18 protein-coding genes, 5 tRNA genes and 2 rRNA genes are annotated in these 16,601 nt (G+C 64.7%); 12 read left to right on the top strand and 13 right to left on the bottom strand.

Annotated elements, in window-relative coordinates:
* From F604_RS12105 to F604_RS0109675, 5 genes are all read right to left on the bottom strand, one after another.
* The coding region (locus F604_RS12105) for a GTP-binding protein (RefSeq protein ID WP_038044701.1) at positions 1-289 on the bottom strand (289 nt) is incomplete at its 3' end.
* Positions 290-356: 67 nt separating this feature from the next.
* A tRNA-Thr gene (locus F604_RS0109690) sits at positions 357-432 on the bottom strand.
* A 3-nt stretch (positions 433-435) separates the two neighbouring features.
* Positions 436-511, bottom strand: a tRNA-Gly gene (locus tag F604_RS0109685).
* A 24-nt stretch (positions 512-535) separates the two neighbouring features.
* Positions 536-621, bottom strand: a tRNA-Tyr gene (locus F604_RS0109680).
* Positions 622-630: 9 nt separating this feature from the next.
* Positions 631-706 (bottom strand) — tRNA-Thr (locus F604_RS0109675).
* 70 nt (positions 707-776) lie between these two features.
* Here F604_RS0109675 and F604_RS0109670 point away from each other — a divergent pair.
* Positions 777-2,072: an MBL fold metallo-hydrolase gene (locus F604_RS0109670; RefSeq protein ID WP_015716103.1), complete on the top strand. Its 1,296-nt coding sequence runs from the start codon at positions 777-779 to the stop codon at positions 2,070-2,072.
* Here the strand turns inward: F604_RS0109670 and metF are convergent.
* Complete coding sequence (gene metF / locus F604_RS0109665; protein ID WP_019551482.1) at positions 2,069-2,947, bottom strand: methylenetetrahydrofolate reductase [NAD(P)H]; 879 nt, start codon at positions 2,945-2,947, stop codon at positions 2,069-2,071. The genes F604_RS0109670 and metF overlap by 4 nt on opposite strands.
* A gap of 53 nt (positions 2,948-3,000) precedes the next feature.
* Between metF and F604_RS0109660 the strand changes: the two genes are divergently transcribed.
* From F604_RS0109660 to F604_RS0109650, 3 genes are read left to right on the top strand one after another with little or no spacing between them, the layout of a single operon-like run.
* Positions 3,001-3,591, top strand: a complete 591-nt coding sequence (locus F604_RS0109660; protein ID WP_019551481.1) for a nicotinamidase — start codon at positions 3,001-3,003, stop codon at positions 3,589-3,591.
* 33 nt (positions 3,592-3,624) lie between these two features.
* Entirely contained in the window at positions 3,625-4,245 is a 621-nt protein-coding gene (locus F604_RS0109655) for a hypothetical protein (protein ID WP_019551480.1), read from the top strand.
* Positions 4,235-5,038, top strand: coding sequence for a histidinol-phosphatase HisJ family protein (locus F604_RS0109650; RefSeq protein ID WP_019551479.1), 804 nt, complete (start codon positions 4,235-4,237; stop codon positions 5,036-5,038). Before F604_RS0109655 ends, F604_RS0109650 begins: the two co-directional genes overlap by 11 nt.
* Here F604_RS0109650 and F604_RS0109645 read toward each other — a convergent pair.
* Genes F604_RS0109645 through F604_RS0109635 form a run of 3 tightly spaced genes read right to left on the bottom strand, consistent with a single transcriptional unit; the run spans position 5,014 to position 6,272 of the window.
* The gene (locus F604_RS0109645; protein WP_019551478.1) at positions 5,014-5,283 is read right to left on the bottom strand and encodes a hypothetical protein; all 270 of its coding nucleotides are present in this window, start codon (positions 5,281-5,283) and stop codon (positions 5,014-5,016) included. The genes F604_RS0109650 and F604_RS0109645 overlap by 25 nt on opposite strands.
* Positions 5,280-5,894, bottom strand: coding sequence for a sulfite oxidase-like oxidoreductase (locus tag F604_RS0109640; RefSeq protein ID WP_019551477.1), 615 nt, complete (start codon positions 5,892-5,894; stop codon positions 5,280-5,282). The genes F604_RS0109645 and F604_RS0109640 overlap by 4 nt, the downstream gene beginning before the upstream one ends.
* A 45-nt stretch (positions 5,895-5,939) precedes the next feature.
* Positions 5,940-6,272, bottom strand: a complete 333-nt coding sequence (locus F604_RS0109635) for a DUF190 domain-containing protein (RefSeq protein WP_019551476.1) — start codon at positions 6,270-6,272, stop codon at positions 5,940-5,942.
* Between the two features lie 84 nt (positions 6,273-6,356).
* Between F604_RS0109635 and ribH the strand changes: the two genes are divergently transcribed.
* Positions 6,357-6,830, top strand: a complete 474-nt coding sequence (ribH, locus tag F604_RS0109630; protein WP_015716093.1) for a 6,7-dimethyl-8-ribityllumazine synthase — start codon at positions 6,357-6,359, stop codon at positions 6,828-6,830.
* Here ribH and F604_RS0109625 read toward each other — a convergent pair.
* Positions 6,817-7,221: a DUF4395 family protein gene (locus F604_RS0109625; protein ID WP_026329111.1), complete on the bottom strand. Its 405-nt coding sequence runs from the start codon at positions 7,219-7,221 to the stop codon at positions 6,817-6,819. The two genes, ribH and F604_RS0109625, sit on opposite strands and share 14 nt — an antisense overlap.
* A gap of 79 nt (positions 7,222-7,300) precedes the next feature.
* On the opposite strand from F604_RS0109625, the gene pgeF reads away from it, so the two are divergent.
* Genes pgeF through F604_RS0109590 form a run of 7 tightly spaced genes read left to right on the top strand, consistent with a single transcriptional unit; the run spans position 7,301 to position 15,391 of the window.
* On the top strand, positions 7,301-8,026 hold the full coding sequence (gene pgeF, locus F604_RS0109620) for a peptidoglycan editing factor PgeF (RefSeq protein ID WP_019551474.1): 726 nt from the start codon (positions 7,301-7,303) through the stop codon (positions 8,024-8,026).
* A 31-nt stretch (positions 8,027-8,057) separates the two neighbouring features.
* The gene (locus F604_RS0109615) at positions 8,058-8,546 is read left to right on the top strand and encodes a YqeG family HAD IIIA-type phosphatase (RefSeq protein ID WP_019551473.1); all 489 of its coding nucleotides are present in this window, start codon (positions 8,058-8,060) and stop codon (positions 8,544-8,546) included.
* A gap of 12 nt (positions 8,547-8,558) precedes the next feature.
* Positions 8,559-11,225 (top strand): type IV pilus assembly ATPase PilB, encoded by a 2,667-nt coding sequence (gene pilB, locus F604_RS0109610; protein WP_019551472.1) that lies wholly within the window; start codon positions 8,559-8,561, stop codon positions 11,223-11,225.
* A gap of 11 nt (positions 11,226-11,236) precedes the next feature.
* The gene (locus F604_RS0109605) at positions 11,237-12,325 is read left to right on the top strand and encodes a type IV pilus twitching motility protein PilT (RefSeq protein ID WP_019551471.1); all 1,089 of its coding nucleotides are present in this window, start codon (positions 11,237-11,239) and stop codon (positions 12,323-12,325) included.
* Positions 12,326-12,348: 23 nt separating this feature from the next.
* Entirely contained in the window at positions 12,349-13,758 is a 1,410-nt protein-coding gene (gatB, locus tag F604_RS0109600; RefSeq protein WP_019551470.1) for an Asp-tRNA(Asn)/Glu-tRNA(Gln) amidotransferase subunit GatB, read from the top strand.
* Positions 13,759-13,763: 5 nt separating this feature from the next.
* The gene (gene purM, locus F604_RS0109595; protein ID WP_019551469.1) at positions 13,764-14,765 is read left to right on the top strand and encodes a phosphoribosylformylglycinamidine cyclo-ligase; all 1,002 of its coding nucleotides are present in this window, start codon (positions 13,764-13,766) and stop codon (positions 14,763-14,765) included.
* Positions 14,762-15,391, top strand: coding sequence for a histidine phosphatase family protein (locus F604_RS0109590; protein ID WP_019551468.1), 630 nt, complete (start codon positions 14,762-14,764; stop codon positions 15,389-15,391). Before purM ends, F604_RS0109590 begins: the two co-directional genes overlap by 4 nt.
* Positions 15,392-15,423: 32 nt before the next feature.
* Here F604_RS0109590 and F604_RS0109585 read toward each other — a convergent pair.
* From F604_RS0109585 to F604_RS0109575, 3 genes are all read right to left on the bottom strand, one after another.
* Positions 15,424-15,499 (bottom strand) — tRNA-Gly (locus tag F604_RS0109585).
* An 11-nt stretch (positions 15,500-15,510) separates the two neighbouring features.
* A 5S ribosomal RNA gene (gene rrf / locus F604_RS0109580) occupies positions 15,511-15,627 on the bottom strand.
* A gap of 81 nt (positions 15,628-15,708) precedes the next feature.
* Positions 15,709-16,601 (bottom strand): 23S ribosomal RNA (locus tag F604_RS0109575); the annotation flags it as partial.

Here is a 16,601-nt window from a genome sequence, read left to right as displayed (position 1 = left end):
CACCCGTGATCATGTTCTTGATGTAGTCCGCGTGCCCGGGGCAATCCACGTGCGAATAGTGCCGCTTGGCCGTCTCGTATTCCACATGCGCCGTGTTGATGGTAATCCCACGGGCCCGCTCCTCCGGCGCCTTGTCAATCTCCCCGTAGTCCTTCACCTCCACGTTGGGGTTCTCCGCCGCCGCCACAAAGGTCAAAGCCGCAGTCAGCGTCGTCTTCCCGTGGTCCACGTGCCCAATCGTCCCCACGTTCACGTGAGGCTTCGTACGGATAAACTCGCCCTTGGCCATGGTTCCTCCTTCTTTCCTGCACGCAAAAGCCGCCCTGGGGGCCTTACGCCCAGGGCAGACAAAAAGATGGAGCTCGCGGCCGGGCTCGAACCGGCGACCTCACCCTTACCAAGGGTGTGCTCTACCTGCTGAGCTACGCGAGCTCGTGGAGCGGGAGACGGGACTCGAACCCGCGACCCTCGGCTTGGGAAGCCGATGCTCTACCAACTGAGCTACTCCCGCATGGGGTGTGCTTTGGCACACCTTTGGTGGGCAGGGCTGGATTCGAACCAGCGAAGGCGTGCGCCAACGGTTTTACAGACCGTCCCCTTTGGCCGCTCGGGCACCTGCCCACGCCCGCTTGGAGCCACCCAGGGGAGTTGAACCCCCAACCCCCCGATTACAAGTCGGGTGCTCTGCCTGTTGAGCTAGGGTGGCAGGACGGGGGATAGGACCCTGTCCGAGGGAATAGGCTAGCACACCCACCGGTGAGTGTCAAGATAAAGGCATGCGCATCGTACCTTTTGGCGCCGCGCGGGAGGTCACGGGAAGCTGCCACCTCCTTTTGGCCGAGGGCAGGAAGATCCTCCTGGACTGCGGCATGTTCCAGGGGCGCGAGGAAGAGAAGAACCACACCCCCTTTGGCTTTGACCCCCAGGCGGTGGACGCCGTGGTCCTGACCCATGCCCACCTGGACCACGTGGGCCGTCTGCCCAAGCTTTTCCGGGAGGGGTATAGGGGGCCGGTCTACGCCACCCAGGCCACCTTCTTGTTGATGCAGATCATCCTCCAGGACGCCCTAAAGGTCATGGAAACCCCCTTTTTCGAGGAGGAGGATGTGGAGGAAGCTCTCCGCCACGTCCGCCTCCTGGAGTTTGGGGAATGGCTCAGGCTGGGGGACCTTACCCTCACCTTTGGCCAAGCAGGGCACCTTCCGGGAAGCGCCTTCGTGGTGGTCCAGGGGGAGGGGAAGACCCTGGTCTACAGCGGGGACCTGGGCAACCGGCAGAAGACCGTCCTCCCCGACCCCTCCTTGCCTCCCAAGGCGGATCTGATCCTCTGCGAGGGCACCTACGGGGACCGGCCCCACCGCTCCTTCGCCGCCACGGTGCAGGAGTTTTTGGAGATCCTGGAACGAACCCTGGGCCAAGGCGGCAAGGTCTTCATCCCCTCCTTCGCCGTGGAACGCGCCCAGGAAATCCTCTTCCTCCTCTACGAAAACGGCCACCGCCTGCCCCAGGCCCCCATCTACCTGGACTCCCCCATGGCCGAGCGGGTCCTTGACCTCTATCCCCGGCTGGTGCGCTACTTCAGCGAGGAGGTGCAGGCCTACTTCCTGGCGGGGAAGAATCCCTTCCGCCCCCGGGGGCTTCGGGTGGTGGAAAGCGTGGAGGAATCCAAGGCCCTGAACCGCGAGCCCGGCCCCATGGTGATCATCGCGGGAAGCGGCATGCTCACCGGGGGGCGGATCCTCCACCACCTGAAGCACGGCCTTTCCGATCCCAAGAACACCTTGGTCTTCGTGGGCTACCAGCCTCGAGGGGGCCTGGGAGCCGAGATCATCCAAAGGCCCGAGCGCATCCGCCTCCTGGGGCAGGAGATACCCCTTAGGGCCAGCGTCCACACCCTGGGCGGCTTCTCGGGGCATGCGGGGCAGGATGAGCTATTGGACTGGCTCCATGGCCAGCCCCGGGTGATCCTGGTCCACGGGGAGGAGGAAGCGCTCCTGGCGCTGGGCAAGCTCCTAGCCCTGCGGGGGCAGGAGGTGGGCCTGGCGCGCCTCGGGGAGGGGGTGGAAGTTTAGGTCGGTTTAAAGCCCAGGCGCTCCAGAACCCTACGGGTGGCGGGGCTTCGGTTAAGGGTGTAGAAGTGCACCCCCTCCACCCCGGCCTCCAAAAGCTCGGCCACCTGGCGGGTGGCGTGTTCCACCCCGATCTCCAGGATGGCCTTAGGATCCTCCTGGTACCTTTCCAGCCTGGAAAGAAGGGGTCCGGGGATGCTGGCCCCGCAGACCTCGGTGAAGCGGCGGAGCTGGGTGTAGCTGGTGATGGGCATGATGCCGGGGAGGATGGGGATTTCTATGCCCATCCTCCTGGCCCTTTCCAGGAAGCCGAAGTAGTGGGCGTTGTTGAAGAACAGCTGGGTGATGGCGAAGTCCAGCCCCGCCTCCACCTTGGCCTTGAAATGGCGCAGGTCGGCCTCGAGGCTTTCGCTTTCCGGGTGCCCCTCGGGGTAGGCGGCCCCCCCCACGGAAACCCCTTCCCCATAGCGGCTCCGGATAAAGGCCACCAGCTCCATGGCGTAGCGGAACCCCTGGGGATGGGGTCTAAACACCCTCTCCCCTTGGGGAGGGTCGCCACGGAGGGCCAGGATGTTCTCCACCCCCGCCTCCACGAACCGGTCCAAGACCCCCGCCACCTCCTCTTGGCTCTGCCCGGCCACGGTGAGGTGGGCCAGGGCGTTCAGCCCCAGGTCCAGGATGCGCTTGGCCCAGAGGACGCTGCGATCCCTCGTGCTCCCCATGGCCCCATAGGTGATGGATACGAAGGCCGGCCGGAAAGCCTTAAGCTCCTCCATGGTGCGAAAAAGGGCCTCCTCCCCTTCCGGGGTTTTGGGGGGAAAGAACTCAAAGGAGAAAAGGGGCCCCTTGCGCGCCTTTAGGAGGTCCCGTATTTTCATGCGCAAGAGTGTAGCCCCTCCCCTCCCCCTGGTCAAGGTGGCAAAATAAGGATATGGTAGAGCTTCCGGAAATCCCCAAGGTGGAAGGCCTGGAGCTTCCCGCCAGGGAAACCGCTTTGATCGTGGTGGACATGCAAAACGACTTCGCCCACCCTCAAGGTGCCCTTTTCGTGCCCGATGCTCCCAAAAGCGTTCCGGCCATCCGGCTTCTTCTGGAAAGGGCGCGGCAGGCGGGGGCAAGGGTGGTCTACACCCAGGACTGGCACCGGGAGGACGACCCCGAGTTTAAAATCTGGCCCCGGCATGCGGTGGCGGGCACCTGGGGGGCGGAGATCCTGGAGGAGCTTCAGCCTAGGCCCGAGGATCTCATCGTGAGGAAGGTGCGCTACGATGCCTTCTACGGTACCCCCCTGGACCACTACCTGCACCTTTGGGGGGTAAAGCACGTGGTGGTGACGGGCACCGTGGCCAACATCTGCGTGCTCCACACCGCAGGCTCCGCCGCCCTTCGCTGGTACCGGGTGGTCCTCCCGGAGGACGCCACCAGCGCCCTTACCCCCTTTGACCTTCAGGCCGCCTTGCGCCAGGTCACCTTCCTCTACCAGGGCCAGGTAACCCGGGCCGAGGGAGTGCGCTTTGTTTGATCACCCGGTCCTAAGCCACCTGGCCCGGTACCTATGGCGAACCCCGGACTGATCCCCTTGGCCCAGGCGGAAGGCCGGGGGGAGGTTTCCCTCCTGAAGCGAGCCCAGAGCCTGGGTTTCCCCGTGGCGGAAACCTGGGTGGTGGGGCTTTGGGAGGAGTTCGCCCGCCTCAACAACCTTCCCGAGCGCATCGAAAGGCTCTTCCAGGGTGTGTTCGGCGTGCGTATAGATGAGGAACGCCTCCTCCTGGCGGCGGAAGAGGCGGAAAGGGCCGTGCGGGAAAGCTACCTCCTGCCCGAACGGGCCGAGGCCTTCCTGGAGACCCTCAAGGGAAAGGGGCCCTTCCTCCTCCGCCAGCCGGGGGAAGGAACCCACCACCTGGCCCGGAACCCACAGGAGGCCCTATTCGCCCTGAAGCGGCTTTGGGCGGAGGTCTTTCGGGTGGAGGCCATCCTGGAGCGCCACCCCCTCCTCTTCCCTCCCTCGGTTCCCGTTCTGGTCCAGGCCCTGGGTATCCCCGGAGAGGATACCGTGCCCGAGGCCCAGGAAGACCCCCTTCTCTCCTTGGATCTCTCGGAAGCCTTGGGGGAAAGGGTGGTGGTGTTCGCCTCTCGAGGCCTGGTCTTGCGGATAGAATCCCAGCATGGTGGATAGCCACCTCCATACCCCCCTTTGCGGCCATGCCCAAGGGGCCCCCGGGGAGTACCTCTTCCACGCCCGGAAGGCTGGGCTAAAGGGTGTGGTCTTCACCGACCACAGTCCTATGCCCTCCTGGTACGACCCCGAAAGCCGCATGCGCCTCGAGGCCCTGCCCTTTTACCTCCTGGCCCTGGAGAAAATCCGGGAAGATCACCCGGATCTTTACGTGGGGATCGGCCTCGAGGCCGACTTCCACGAGGGCACGGAGGAGTTCGTGCGGACCCTGCTTAAAGGCTACCCCTTCGACTACGTGATCGGCAGCGTCCACTACCTGGGGGCCTGGCCCCTGGACCATCCCGACCACCAGGAGGAGTACACCTGGCGGGACCTGAAGGAGATCTTCCAGGCCTACTTCCAGGAGGTGGAAAAAGCGGCAAGAAGCGGCCTCTTCCACGCCATCGGCCACCTGGACCTGCCCAAGAAGTTCGGCCACCGCCTTCCAGAAGAAGCCCTTGTGGAGCTGGCCGAACCCGCCCTGCAGGCCATAGCCCAGGAGGGGCTTCTCCTGGACGTGAACACCGCCGGGCTTAGGAAGCCCATCGGGGAAATCTACCCCGCCCCCGCCCTCCTGCGAAGGGCCCGGGAGCTTGGCATTGGGATCGTCCTGGGCTCCGACGCCCACCGGCCAGAGCAGGTGGGGCACGCCTTCCTCGAGGCGGTGGACCTTCTTTCGGACCTCGGGTACCGGGAAGCCCACTACTTCCAAGAGGGGAAGCCCCTGGCCTACCCCTTATCCAAGGCCTCATAAACACGGTCCCTCAGGGCACCGAGGTCCAGGTCCTCCCGCCGCCCCGAGGCTCCTTCGTAGGCTCGTACCGCCGCCACCAGCCGGGAAAAAGCCTCGGCACAGGGGTCAGGGGCCGGTGCCTCGTACTCCATGAAGGTCACCCGCTCGTACTCCGCACCGTACTCGCTGGCCTCCACCTCCACGCACTCCCGGTAGCGGCGCAAGGCTTCCTCCACATCCAGGCGGGCTTGCTCCAGAGCCGTCATCCTTCCCTCCCTCCTTTCCGACTTTGGAACCTCAGGCTCGCGGCGGGGATGGGACCCTCCTGAAAGCGCTCCTCCCGCCAGGGGTCGCCCCGGAAGTGGTAGCCCAGCTTTTCCCAAAACCCCAGCTCCAAGTGGTCCAGAAGCTCAATGCCCCGCACCCACTTGGCGCTTTTCCAGGCATAGAGATGGGGCACCACCAGGCGCACCGGCCCACCCCGCTCCAAAGGCAAGGGCTTGTCGAAAAGGGTATGGGCGAGGAGGACATCCTCCCGCAGGAGGTCCTCCAGGAAGAGGTTGGTGGTGTAGCCCCCGTAGCTGTGAACCAAGGCGGCCACCGCCTGGGGCTTGGGCTTGGCCCTCAGCAAAAGGTCCCTCACCCGCACCCCTCGCCAAGCCACATCCAGGCGGCTCCAGCGGGTGACGCAGTGGAAGTCCCGCACCACCTCCGCCTGGGGCAGGCGGAGGAGCTCCGGGTAGGTGAGGGTAAAGGGCTCCTCCACCAGGCCGAAGAGGGAAAACCGCCACTCCTCGGGGGAAACCCTGGGCTCCTCCCCATAGGTGAGGATGGGGAACCGCTCCGTGACCACCTGGCCCGGGGGAATCCTCTCCATACCTTTATGGTTAGACCAGCCCCCGGGGAAAGAAAGTGCCCTGGATCACCGGCTTCGGTAGCGGATAACCTCCACCTTCTCCAGGGTCACCAGCCCCTCCTTCACCATCCCCTCCAATACGGGCAGAAAGGCCCGGATCCTCTCCTCGGTGTCCACGATCTCGATCATCACGGGCAGGTCCTCGGAGAGCTGGAGGATCTTGGCGGTGTGGATGCGGGAGTGGGCACCGAAGCCCATGAAGCCCTTGAACACCGTGGCCCCGGCCAGGCCCTGGCGCTTGGCCTCGAGGACGATGGCTTCATAGAGGGGCCTCCCCCCATGCCGGTCCGACTCCCCCACGAAGATGCGCAGGAGCTTGGCCTCCCCTTCCAGCTTCATACCCCTAGGCTACCAGGGCCCCACCCAGGCGGTAGCCCAGGAGCACCAGGAGATGCCGCTCCACCCCCAAAGTATATTGGGACCATGAAGCCCAAGACCCTCTCCCCCATCCTTACCGCCAAAGGGGTACGCCTGGCCATCGCCGTGGGCCGCTTCAACGAACGGGTGACCAAACTCCTCCTGGAAGGGGCCCTCGAGGCCTACGCCCGCCTGGGCGGGGACCCCGCCGAGGTTCTGGTGGCCTGGGTGCCGGGTTCCTTTGAGCTACCCCTGGTGGCCAAGCGCCTGGCCCTGCGCCCCGACGTGGATGCGGTGGTGGCCTTAGGGGCCGTGGTGCGGGGGGAAACCCCCCATTTCGAGTACGTGGCCGCCCAGGCTGCTTCGGGCCTCATGCAGGCCATGCTTCAGACGGAAAAACCCATCGTCTTCGGCGTTCTCACCACCAACACCCCGGAGGAAGCCCAGGAAAGGGCCGGGGGCAAGGCGGGGAACAAGGGAGCCGAGGCGGTCTTCACCGCCATCGAGATGGTGCGCCTTCTGGAGGCTATTTCCCGGTGATAAGGGCCCGGGCGTAACGCAGGTGCAGGTAGAGGAAGCAACCCAGGCAGAAGCCGAAGGCCAGGTTGACGAAGGCCAGTAGGGCCACCACCAGGGCCAAGGTGTACCCCACCCCCTTGAGCCCGAGAAGGAGGAAGAGGGAGGAAAGCCCCAAAAACACCGCCCCCAAGGTACGGGCGAAGCGGTGAGGCCTGGGGTCCTCCTCCACCAGCCTGGCCGGGATGCCCAGGGCCCGCTTCAGGGCCACCATCAGATCCCAGGGGGTGTGCTGGCTTACCATGAGGAGGAAAAGGAGATAGACCAGAAGGGGCAGGTCCAAAAACGCCGCCAGGGGGAGAAGAAGGGTGAGGAGAACCTGGTTGAAGCGGAGCTGGTTCCGGTCCGTCTTCATGGGGGTATAGTATACACCTGAGCCTGTGAAGAATAGGGGTAAAGGCACGCTTTGCGGAACCCCAGGGCACAATAGAGGCATGGTTCCCCTCCTCACCACCCCCTTGCCCGTGCCCCACGGCTTCACCACCCGCCTGGGCGGGGTTTCCCAAGGGCCCTTTCAGAGCCTGAACCTCTCCGCGGCCACCGGGGACGACCCCGAACGGGTGGCCGAGAACCAAAGGCGGGTCCTCTCCCGATTCGGCCATCCTCCCGTGGCCGGGCTCAAGCAGGTGCACGGAGTAGAGGTCCACCTGGTGAAAGGCCCTGGCGTCTGGGAAGGGGATGGCCTCCTCACAAAGACCCCCGGCCTTCTCCTGAGGGTGGGGGCGGCGGACTGCTACCCCCTTCTCCTCTACCACCCCGAAGGGGTGGTGGGGGCCCTGCATGCCGGCTGGCGGGGCGTGGTAGGGGGGATCCTCCCTCGAGCCTTAGAGCTTCTGGAAGAAATGGGGCTGGATCCCAAGCAGGTTCACCTGGCCATGGGCCCAGGCATTGGGGGCCGGTGTTACCAGGTGGGGGAGGAGGTGGCGGAACGCTTCGCCCAAGCGGGACTAAACACCTTTACCCCGGACCCAAAGGCCCCGGGTAGGTACCTCCTGGACCTGGAAGGGGCCCTCCTTCTCCAGGCGGAAAGGGCTGGCCTCCTTCGGGAGAGGATCTACCAGGTGGGCCTCTGCACCCACTGCGAACCCACCCTCTTTTCCCACCGCCGGGACCGGGGAAAGACGGGACGGATGTGGGGGCTTATCATGCTCCCCCGTTAAGGGCCCCTTCCCGCCGTGGCACAATGGAACCATGCTCTTCCCCCGGGCGGTCCTGCCCTCCCTCCTCCACCTCACCCCAAAGTGGCTGAAGGAGCGGGGCCTTCAGGGGGTGATCCTGGACCTGGACAACACCCTCCTGCCCTATGGGGAGGAGGAACCCTCGCCCGAACACCGGGCCTGGCTGGAAGCGCTCAAGGCCGAGGTCCCCATCTACCTTCTATCCAACGCCCTACCCGAGCGCTTCGCCCGGATTCAAGGAAGGCTTGGCCTCCCCGGCCATGCCCCCGCCTTGAAGCCCTGGCTGGGGTTCCGTCGGGCCCTGAAGGCCTTAGGACTTTCCCCCCAGGAGGTGGCGGTGGTGGGGGACCAGATCTTCACCGACGTCCTTGGGGGCAACCTGGTGGGGGCCTACACCGTTTTGGTGCCCCCCTTGCGGGAGCAGGAGCTTTTTTACACGCGTTTCATACGGATGCTGGAGACTCCGTTTAGGAAACCCCGGTCGCGCGGAAGCGTGCCTTAGAGGAGGATTGGGATGAGCGTGCTGACCATTGGCGACAAACGGCTTGGCGCCATCCTTCTGGATGCCGGGCTCCTCACCGATGAGGAGTTGCAGATGGCCCTGGAGAAACACCGGGAAGTGGGAGGCTCCTTGGCGGAAGTCATCGTGGACTCGGGCCTCCTCTCCGAAAGGCGCATCGCCCAGGCCATCGAGGACCACTTCGGCATCCCCTTGGTGGAGCTTCACACCCTGGAGATCCCCCCCAAGGTAAGGGCCCTTCTGCCCGCGGAAAAGGCCAAGGAGCTCCAGGCCATCCCCTTCGCCGTGGACGAGGAGGCGGGCGTGGTACGGGTGGCCTTCGTGAACCCTCTGGACACCCTGGCCCTCGAGGAGGTGGAGGACCTCACCGGAATGGTGGTGGAGCCCTACCAGGCCACCAAAAGCGCCTTCCTTTACGCCTTGGCCAAGAACTACCCGGAGCTGGGCCTAACCCCATCCCCACCCCCCACCGGCCCCAGCCGGGAGGAGCTGAAGGTGGGCGAGCTTCTGGTGGAGAAGGGCCTCCTGGACCGGAACACCCTGGAGGAAGCCCTGGTGGAGCAGGAAAAGACCGGGGATCTCCTGGGCCGAATCCTGGTGCGCAAGGGGCTACCCGAGGAAGTCCTCTACCGGGTTTTGGCCGAGCAGAAGGGAATGGAGTTTCTCCCCTCTACCCAGGGTCTATCCCCCGACCCCGCCGCCACCAACCTTCTCCTGCGCTCCGACGCCCTGCGCTATAGCGCCGTGCCCGTAGCCTTCCGGGACGGGGAGGTGGAGGTGGTGCTGGCCGACTCCCGGCACAAGGAAGCGGTGGCGGAGCTCCTTGGGCGCCCCGCCCGCTTCCTCCTCACCCTTCCCAAGGAGTGGGAAGCCCTTTTCCACCAGGCCTATCCGGAAAAAAGCCGCCTGGGGGAGGTCTTGGTCCAGGAGGGGCGCCTGAGCCGGGAGGACTTAAGGGAGGCCCTCGAGGTGCAACGGCGCCTACCCAAGGCCAAGCCCCTGGGGGAGATCCTGGTGGAGCTGGGCCTGGCCCGGCCTGAGGACGTGGAGGAGGCCTTAAAGAAGCAACGCCAAGGCGGAGGCCGCCTGGAGGACACCCTGGTGGCCTCGGGGAAGTTAAAACCCGAGGCCTTGGCCCAGGCGGTGGCGGCCCAGCTGGGCTACGCCTACATCAACCCTGAGCAGACCCCCCCTGACCCTGGGGCCGCCCTTCTCCTCCCCGAGGACCTCTGCCGCCGCTATGGCATCTTCCCCCACCACGTGGAGGGAAATCGCCTAGTCCTCCTCATGAAGGACCCCCGGAACATCCTGGCCCTGGACGATGTGCGCCTAGCCCTCAAGCGCAAGGGCCTAGCTTACGAGGTGGTGCCCGCCGTGGCCACGGAGGCCGCCATCACCAAGCTCATTGAACGCTTTTACAGCAGGGAGGAGCTGGGAGAGATCGCCAAGGAGCTATCCAAGGGCTACCAGGAGGAGGAGGCCGCCGTTCCCGAGCTGGACGAAAGCGCTGCCCAAAAGTTCGTCAAGCAGGTGATCCGGGAGGCCTACTTACAAGACGCCTCGGACATCCACGTGGAGCCCCGCCAGAGCGATGTCCTGGTGCGCCTAAGGATTGACGGCACCTTGCGCCAGTACACCACTTTGTCCAAAGGGGCCCTAAACTCCATCATCAGCGTGGTCAAGATCATGGGCGGCCTCAACATCGCGGAAAGACGCCTGCCCCAGGACGGCCGGGTGCGCTACCGGGACGGGAGCATTGACCTGGACCTCCGCCTCTCCACCTTGCCCACGGTCTACGGGGAGAAGGCGGTGATGCGCCTTTTGAAAAAGGCCGCCGACATCCCCGAGATCGAGGGTCTGGGCTTTGCCCCAGGCGTTTTTGAGCGCTTCCAGGAGGTGATCTCCAAGCCCTACGGCATCTTCCTCATCACCGGGCCCACGGGCTCGGGCAAGAGCTTCACCACCTTCTCCATCCTAAAGCGCATCGCCACCCCGGACAAGAACACCCAGACCATCGAGGACCCCGTGGAGTACGAGATTCCTGGCATCAACCAGACCCAGGTGAACCCCCAGGCGGGCCTCACCTTCGCCCGGGCCCTGAGGGCCTTTTTGAGGCAGGACCCGGACATCATCATGGTGGGGGAGATCCGGGACTCCGAGACCGCCAAGATCGCCACCGAGGCCGCCCTCACCGGGCATTTGGTCATCGCCACCCTGCACACCAACGACGCCGCCCAGGCCATTACCCGTCTGGACGAGATGGGGGTGGAGCTCTTCAACATCTCCGCCGCCCTCATCGGGGTCCTTTCCCAGCGCCTGGTGCGAAGGATCTGCGACCACTGCAAGGTGGAGGTGAAGCCCGATCCCGAGGTCCTGCACCGCCTGGGCCTGAGCGAAAAGGAGCTCCAGGGGGCCAAGCTCTTTAGGGGCATGGGGTGCGAGCGTTGTGGCGGTACCGGGTACAAGGGACGCTACGCCATCCACGAGCTACTGGTGGTGGACGACGAGATCCGCCACGCCATCGTGGCGGGCAAGTCGGCCACCGAGATCAAGGAGATCGCCAGAAGAAAGGGGATGAAGACCCTGAGGGAGGACGGGATCTACAAGGCCTTCCAGGGAATCACCACCCTCGAGGAAGTCCTGGCGCGTACCATTGAGTGAAGGAGGTAGGTATGGCCAAAACACCCGACATCGTGGACCTCTTAACCCTGGCCGTGGAGCGGGGGGCCAGCGACCTGGTGATCACCGTGGGCCTTCCCCCCATGATCAAGGTGGACGGGGAGTTCCACCCCACGGAGTACGAGCCCCTCTCCCCCCAGGACACCCGCCGCCTCATGTACGCCCTCATGGACGAGAAGCAACAGCGGATCTTTGAAGAGGAAAAGGAGCTGGACTTCTCCTTCAGCCTCCCGGGAAAGGGCCGCTACCGGGTCAACGTCTTCCTGCAACGGGGAAGCGTGGGCGGGGTCCTTAGGGTGGTGCCCGCCACCATCAAGAGCTTTGAGGAGCTGGGCCTGCCCAAGAACATCGCCGAGATCGCCTTAAGCCCCAGAGGCCTGGTCCTGGTCACGGGGCCCACCGGGTCGGGGAAGAGCACCACCCTGGCCTCCATGATCGACTACATCAACGAGCGCAAGCCGGTGCACATCGTGACCATCGAGGACCCCATTGAGTTTTTCCACAAGCACAAGAAGGCCATCGTCAACCAGCGGGAGATCGGCTCCGATACCCACGGGTTCCACAAGGCCCTGAGAAGCGTTCTTCGCCAGGCCCCGGACGTGATCCTGGTGGGGGAGATGCGGGACTACGAAACCATCGCCGCCGCCATCACCGCTGCGGAAACCGGGCACCTGGTCATGGGCACCCTGCACGCCAACTCCGCCCCCGAGACCATAGACCGCATCGTGGACGTCTTCCCGGAGAACCAGCAGGAGCAGGTGCGGGTGCAGCTTTCCAACAACCTGGTGGCCGTTTTAACCCAGCAGCTCCTCCCCAAGGCCTTTGGGGGCGGGCGGGTCTTGGCCTACGAGCTCATGATCGCTACCCCTGCGGTAAGGGCCCTGATCCGGGAGGGGAAGAGCCACCAGCTTAGGAGCGTCATCCAGACGGGCGGCCAGTACGGGATGATCACCATGGACGCTTGCCTTGCTGACCTTTACAAGCGCAAGCTGATCACCTACGAGCTGGGCCTTTCCCGGGCGGTGGATCCCAAGGAGTTCATGCGTTTGAGCGGGGTGCAGGAGGGAGCCAAGCGCCCCTAGATCCAGCTGGTAAACTTTAGGCCATGTATGAGGCGGTCATCGGCCTCGAGGTCCACCTGCACCTGAAGACCCGGACCAAGGCCTTCTGCGGCTGCGAAGCCGACTACTTTGGCGCTCCCCCCAACACCCACACCTGCCCCGTCTGCCTAGGCCTGCCCGGAAGCCTCCCCGTGCCCAACAAAAAGGCAGTGGAGTTCGGCCTAAAGCTGGCCCTGGCCCTGGGAAGCCGGGTTCCGGAAAGGCTCGTTTTCCACCGCAAGAACTACTTCTACCCCGACCTGCCCAAAAACTACCAGATCAGCCAGTACGACCTCCCCTTGGGCCAAGGGGGAGGGCTGCCCCTGGGGGAAAGAACCGTGCGCATCAAGCGCCTCCACCTGGAGGAGGATGCCGGGAAAAGCCTCCACCTGGAGGACCGCACCCTTTTGGACCTGAACCGGGCGGGAAGCCCCCTGATAGAGCTGGTAACCGAGCCCGATATCCATAGCCCCGAGGAAGCCCGGCTTTTCCTGCAACACATCCAAGCTTTGGTGCAAACCCTGGGCATCTCCGAGGCCAGCCCCGAGGAAGGCAAAATGCGGGCCGATGTCAACGTTTCCGTTCGCCGCATGGGGGAGCCCTTGGGCACCAAGGTGGAGATCAAAAACCTGAACTCCTTTAAGAGCGTGCAGAGGGCCTTAGAGTACGAGATCCGCCGCCAGACGGAGATCCTAAGGCGCGGGGAGCGGGTGAAGCAGGCCACCCTGGGCTTTGAGGAGGGAAGCGGCAAAACCTACCCCATGCGCACCAAGGAGGAGGAAGCCGACTACCGCTACTTCCCCGAGCCCGACATCCCCCCGGTCCCCATCCCCCGGGAATGGCTGGAGGAGATCCATAAGGGGTTACCGGAACTCCCCTGGGAGAAGGAAAAACGCTACCAGGCCCTGGGGATCAAGGCCCAGGACGCCGAGGTCCTGGCCTACACCCCTTCCCTGGCCCGCTTCCTGGACCGAGCCCTAAGCCTGGGCCAGGCCTCCCCTCAGGCCCTGGCCAACTGGCTTTTGGCGGATGTGGCCGGGCTCTTAAACGAACGGGGCCTTTCCCTGGAGGAAACCCGCCTTACCCCGGAGGGCCTTTCCCGGCTGGTGGCCCTCTTTGAACGGGGGGAGATCACCAGCCGGGTGGCCAAAGAACTCCTTCCCGAAGTCTTGGAAGGGCAGGATCCCGAAACCTTGGTGCGGGAGAGGGGCCTAAGGGTGGTGGCGGACGAGGGAGCCTTGAGGGCTGTGGTGACCGAGGTGATCGCCGCCATGCCCGAAGCGGCAGAAAGCGTGCGCCAGGGCAAGCTGAAAGCTTTGGACGCCCTGTTGGGCCAGGTGATGAGGAGAACCAAGGGCCAGGCCAAGCCCGACCTGGTGCGCCGGCTTCTCCTCGAGGCCCTTGGGGTAGGATGAGGCCGATGCGTTACGAGGAAGCCGGGGTGCACATCGAGGCCAAGGCGGAAGCCCTGAAAAGGGCCAAGGAGGCCATCGTCGCCACCTATACCCCCAAGGTGTTACGGGGGATTGGAGCCTTTGGAGGGCTTTTCGACGCCGGCGGGCTAAAGGAAATGAAGGAGCCCGTCCTGGTGGCCACCACGGACGGGGTGGGCACCAAGACCCTTTTGGCCCTCCAGGTGGGCAATGTGTCCGGGCTGGGCTTTGACCTGGTGAACCACTCCGTGAACGACCTCCTGGCCCAGGGGGCCCTGCCCCTCTTCTTCATGGACTACCTGGCGGCAAGCCGCCTGGAGGAGGAGGTGCTCTCCGCGCTCCTCACCTCCCTGGCCGAGGCCTGCAAGGCCCTGGGCATTCCCCTTCTGGGCGGGGAGACCGCCGAGATGCCCGGGGTCTACCGGGAAGGAGCCTGGGATGTGGTGGGCACCCTGGTGGGCGTGGTGGAGAAGGAGGAGATCCTGGGCCCGGAAAGGGTCCGGGAAGGGGATCTCCTTCTGGCCCTTCCCTCCTCCGGCCCTCACACCAACGGCTACTCCCTGATCCGGAAGGCGGTGGAGGGGCTGGACCTCGAGGCGCCCGTACCCGAGCTTGGGGAAAGCCTAAAAGAAGCCCTCCTCCGCCCCCACCGGGCTTACCTCAAGGAGTTCCTAACGCTTAGGGAAGCTGGGGTGAGGATCCACGCCATCGCCCACATCACCGGGGGCGGCCTCCCGGAAAACCTGCCCCGGGCTCTTCCCGAGGGCCTGGGAGCGGAGATCCGAAAGGGAAGCTGGCCCATTCCCCCCATCTTCCCCTACCTGCAACGCCTGGGAAACATACCGGAGGAGGAGATGTACCGGGTCTTCAACATGGGCCTTGGGCTTATCCTGGTCCTGCCGGAAAAGGAGGCCCAGAGGGCCCAGGACCTGGTGGAAAGCTTCCCGGTGGGAAGGGTAGTGGCAGGCTCCGGGGTTCGGCTGGTATGAAAGAGCTCTGGCTCATCCGCCACGGGGAAACCGAGTGGAACGTCAAGAAGCGCTTCCAGGGCCACCTGGATGTACCCCTCTCCCCTGCGGGGATCGGCCAGGCCTTCCGCCTGGCCCAGCGGCTCGCCCGAAGCCAGCTTCCCTTCCATGGGCTCTTCGCCTCCGACCTCCGCCGGGCACGGGAAACCGCCGAGCCCCTGGCGGCGGTTCTGGGCCTTCCCTTGGAAACCACCCCCCTTTTGCGGGAAATCGACGTGGGCGCCCTGGCCGGCCTGAGCCGGGAGGAAGCGGAGGCCCGGTACCCCGAGTTCATCCGGGCTGCCCAAAGGGATCCCTGGCATACCCCCCGTCCTGGTGGGGAAAGCATGGCAGACTTAGCCCGGCGCCTGGAGGCTTTCCTCGAAACCCTCCCAGCCGGCCGGCACCTCCTGGTGACCCATGGGGGCGTGATCCGCGCCGCCTTGAAGATGGCCCTGGACCTCGAGGGCGACGCCTGGCGGCGCTTCCACATCCCCAACACCTCCATCACCCGGATCCTTCTGCCCGAGCGGGAGGTCCTCGCCGTTTCCGATAGCGCCCATTTGGAAACCTGGGCCGACTGGCTTTCCGACGAAAGCGTCAAATGAAAAACCCCCAGGCCTAGGCCTGGGGGTTGATGTGGAGCGGGAGACGGGACTTGAACCCGCGACCCCGACCTTGGCAAGGTCGTGCTCTACCAACTGAGCTACTCCCGCGTAGTAAAAATCCCCCGCACCGACCTACTCTCCCAGGACCCTGCGGTCCCAGTACCATCGGCGCTGGCGCGTTTCACTTCCGTGTTCGGAATGGGAACGGGTGGTTCCACGCCGCTATGGGCACGGGGGATTCTCGTGTTTTGTTTTTCAAAATCCCACGCCGCCTTCAAGCGGCAGGGGATCCAAGCTGGGGTGGTCATCAGGGCAAAAGGGTCAAGACCTCGGACGATTGGGACCGGTCAGCTCAACGCCTCACGGCGCTTACACCTCCGGCCCATCCACCGGGTAGTCTTCCCGGGTCCTTACCGGCTTCACACCGTGGGAGGCCTCATCTTGGGGCGGGTTTCCCGCTTAGATGCTTTCAGCGGTTATCCCTCCCGCACATGGCTACCCAGCTTATGCCCCTGGAGGGACAGCTGGGAAACCAGAGGTGCGTCCCTTCCGGTCCTCTCGTACTAGGAAGAGCCCCCCTCAAGCCTCCTGCGCCCGTGGCGGATAGAGACCGAACTGTCTCACGACGTTCTGAACCCAGCTCGCGTGCCGCTTTAATGGGCGAACAGCCCAACCCTTGGGACCTTCTTCAGCCCCAGGATGCGACGAGCCGACATCGAGGTGCCAAACCTCCCCGCCGCTGTGGACGCTCGGGGGAGATCAGCCTGTTATCCCCGGGGTAACTTTTATCCGTTGATCGATGGCCCTTCCACACGGGACCACCGGTTCACTAGGCCCGGCTTTCGCCCCTGCTCGGCTTGCAGGCCTCACAGTCAGGCTCCCTTCTACCCTTGCGCTCTCCGGCGGATTTCCGTCCCGCCTGAGGGAACCTTTGGGCGCCTCCGTTACCCTTTAGGAGGCGACCGCCCCAGTCAAACTGCCCGCCAAGCGCTGTCCCCAATCCCTTGGGTTAGGCCCCCAGCCGCGTCAGGGTGGTATTTCACCGGCGCCTCCACCGCCCCCGAAAGGGCGGCTTCACAGGCTCCCACCTATCCTACGCAGACGCGACCAAGAGCCAACACCAGGCTGCAGTAAAGCTCCACGGGGTCTTTTCGTCCTGCCACGGGTAGGCCGCATCTTCACGGCCAGTTCAATTTCACCGGGTCCCTCG

Source organism: Thermus scotoductus DSM 8553 (assembly GCF_000381045.1).
Lineage (GTDB): Bacteria > Deinococcota > Deinococci > Deinococcales > Thermaceae > Thermus > Thermus scotoductus.
This window is presented reverse-complemented; position numbering and strand designations above follow the sequence as displayed.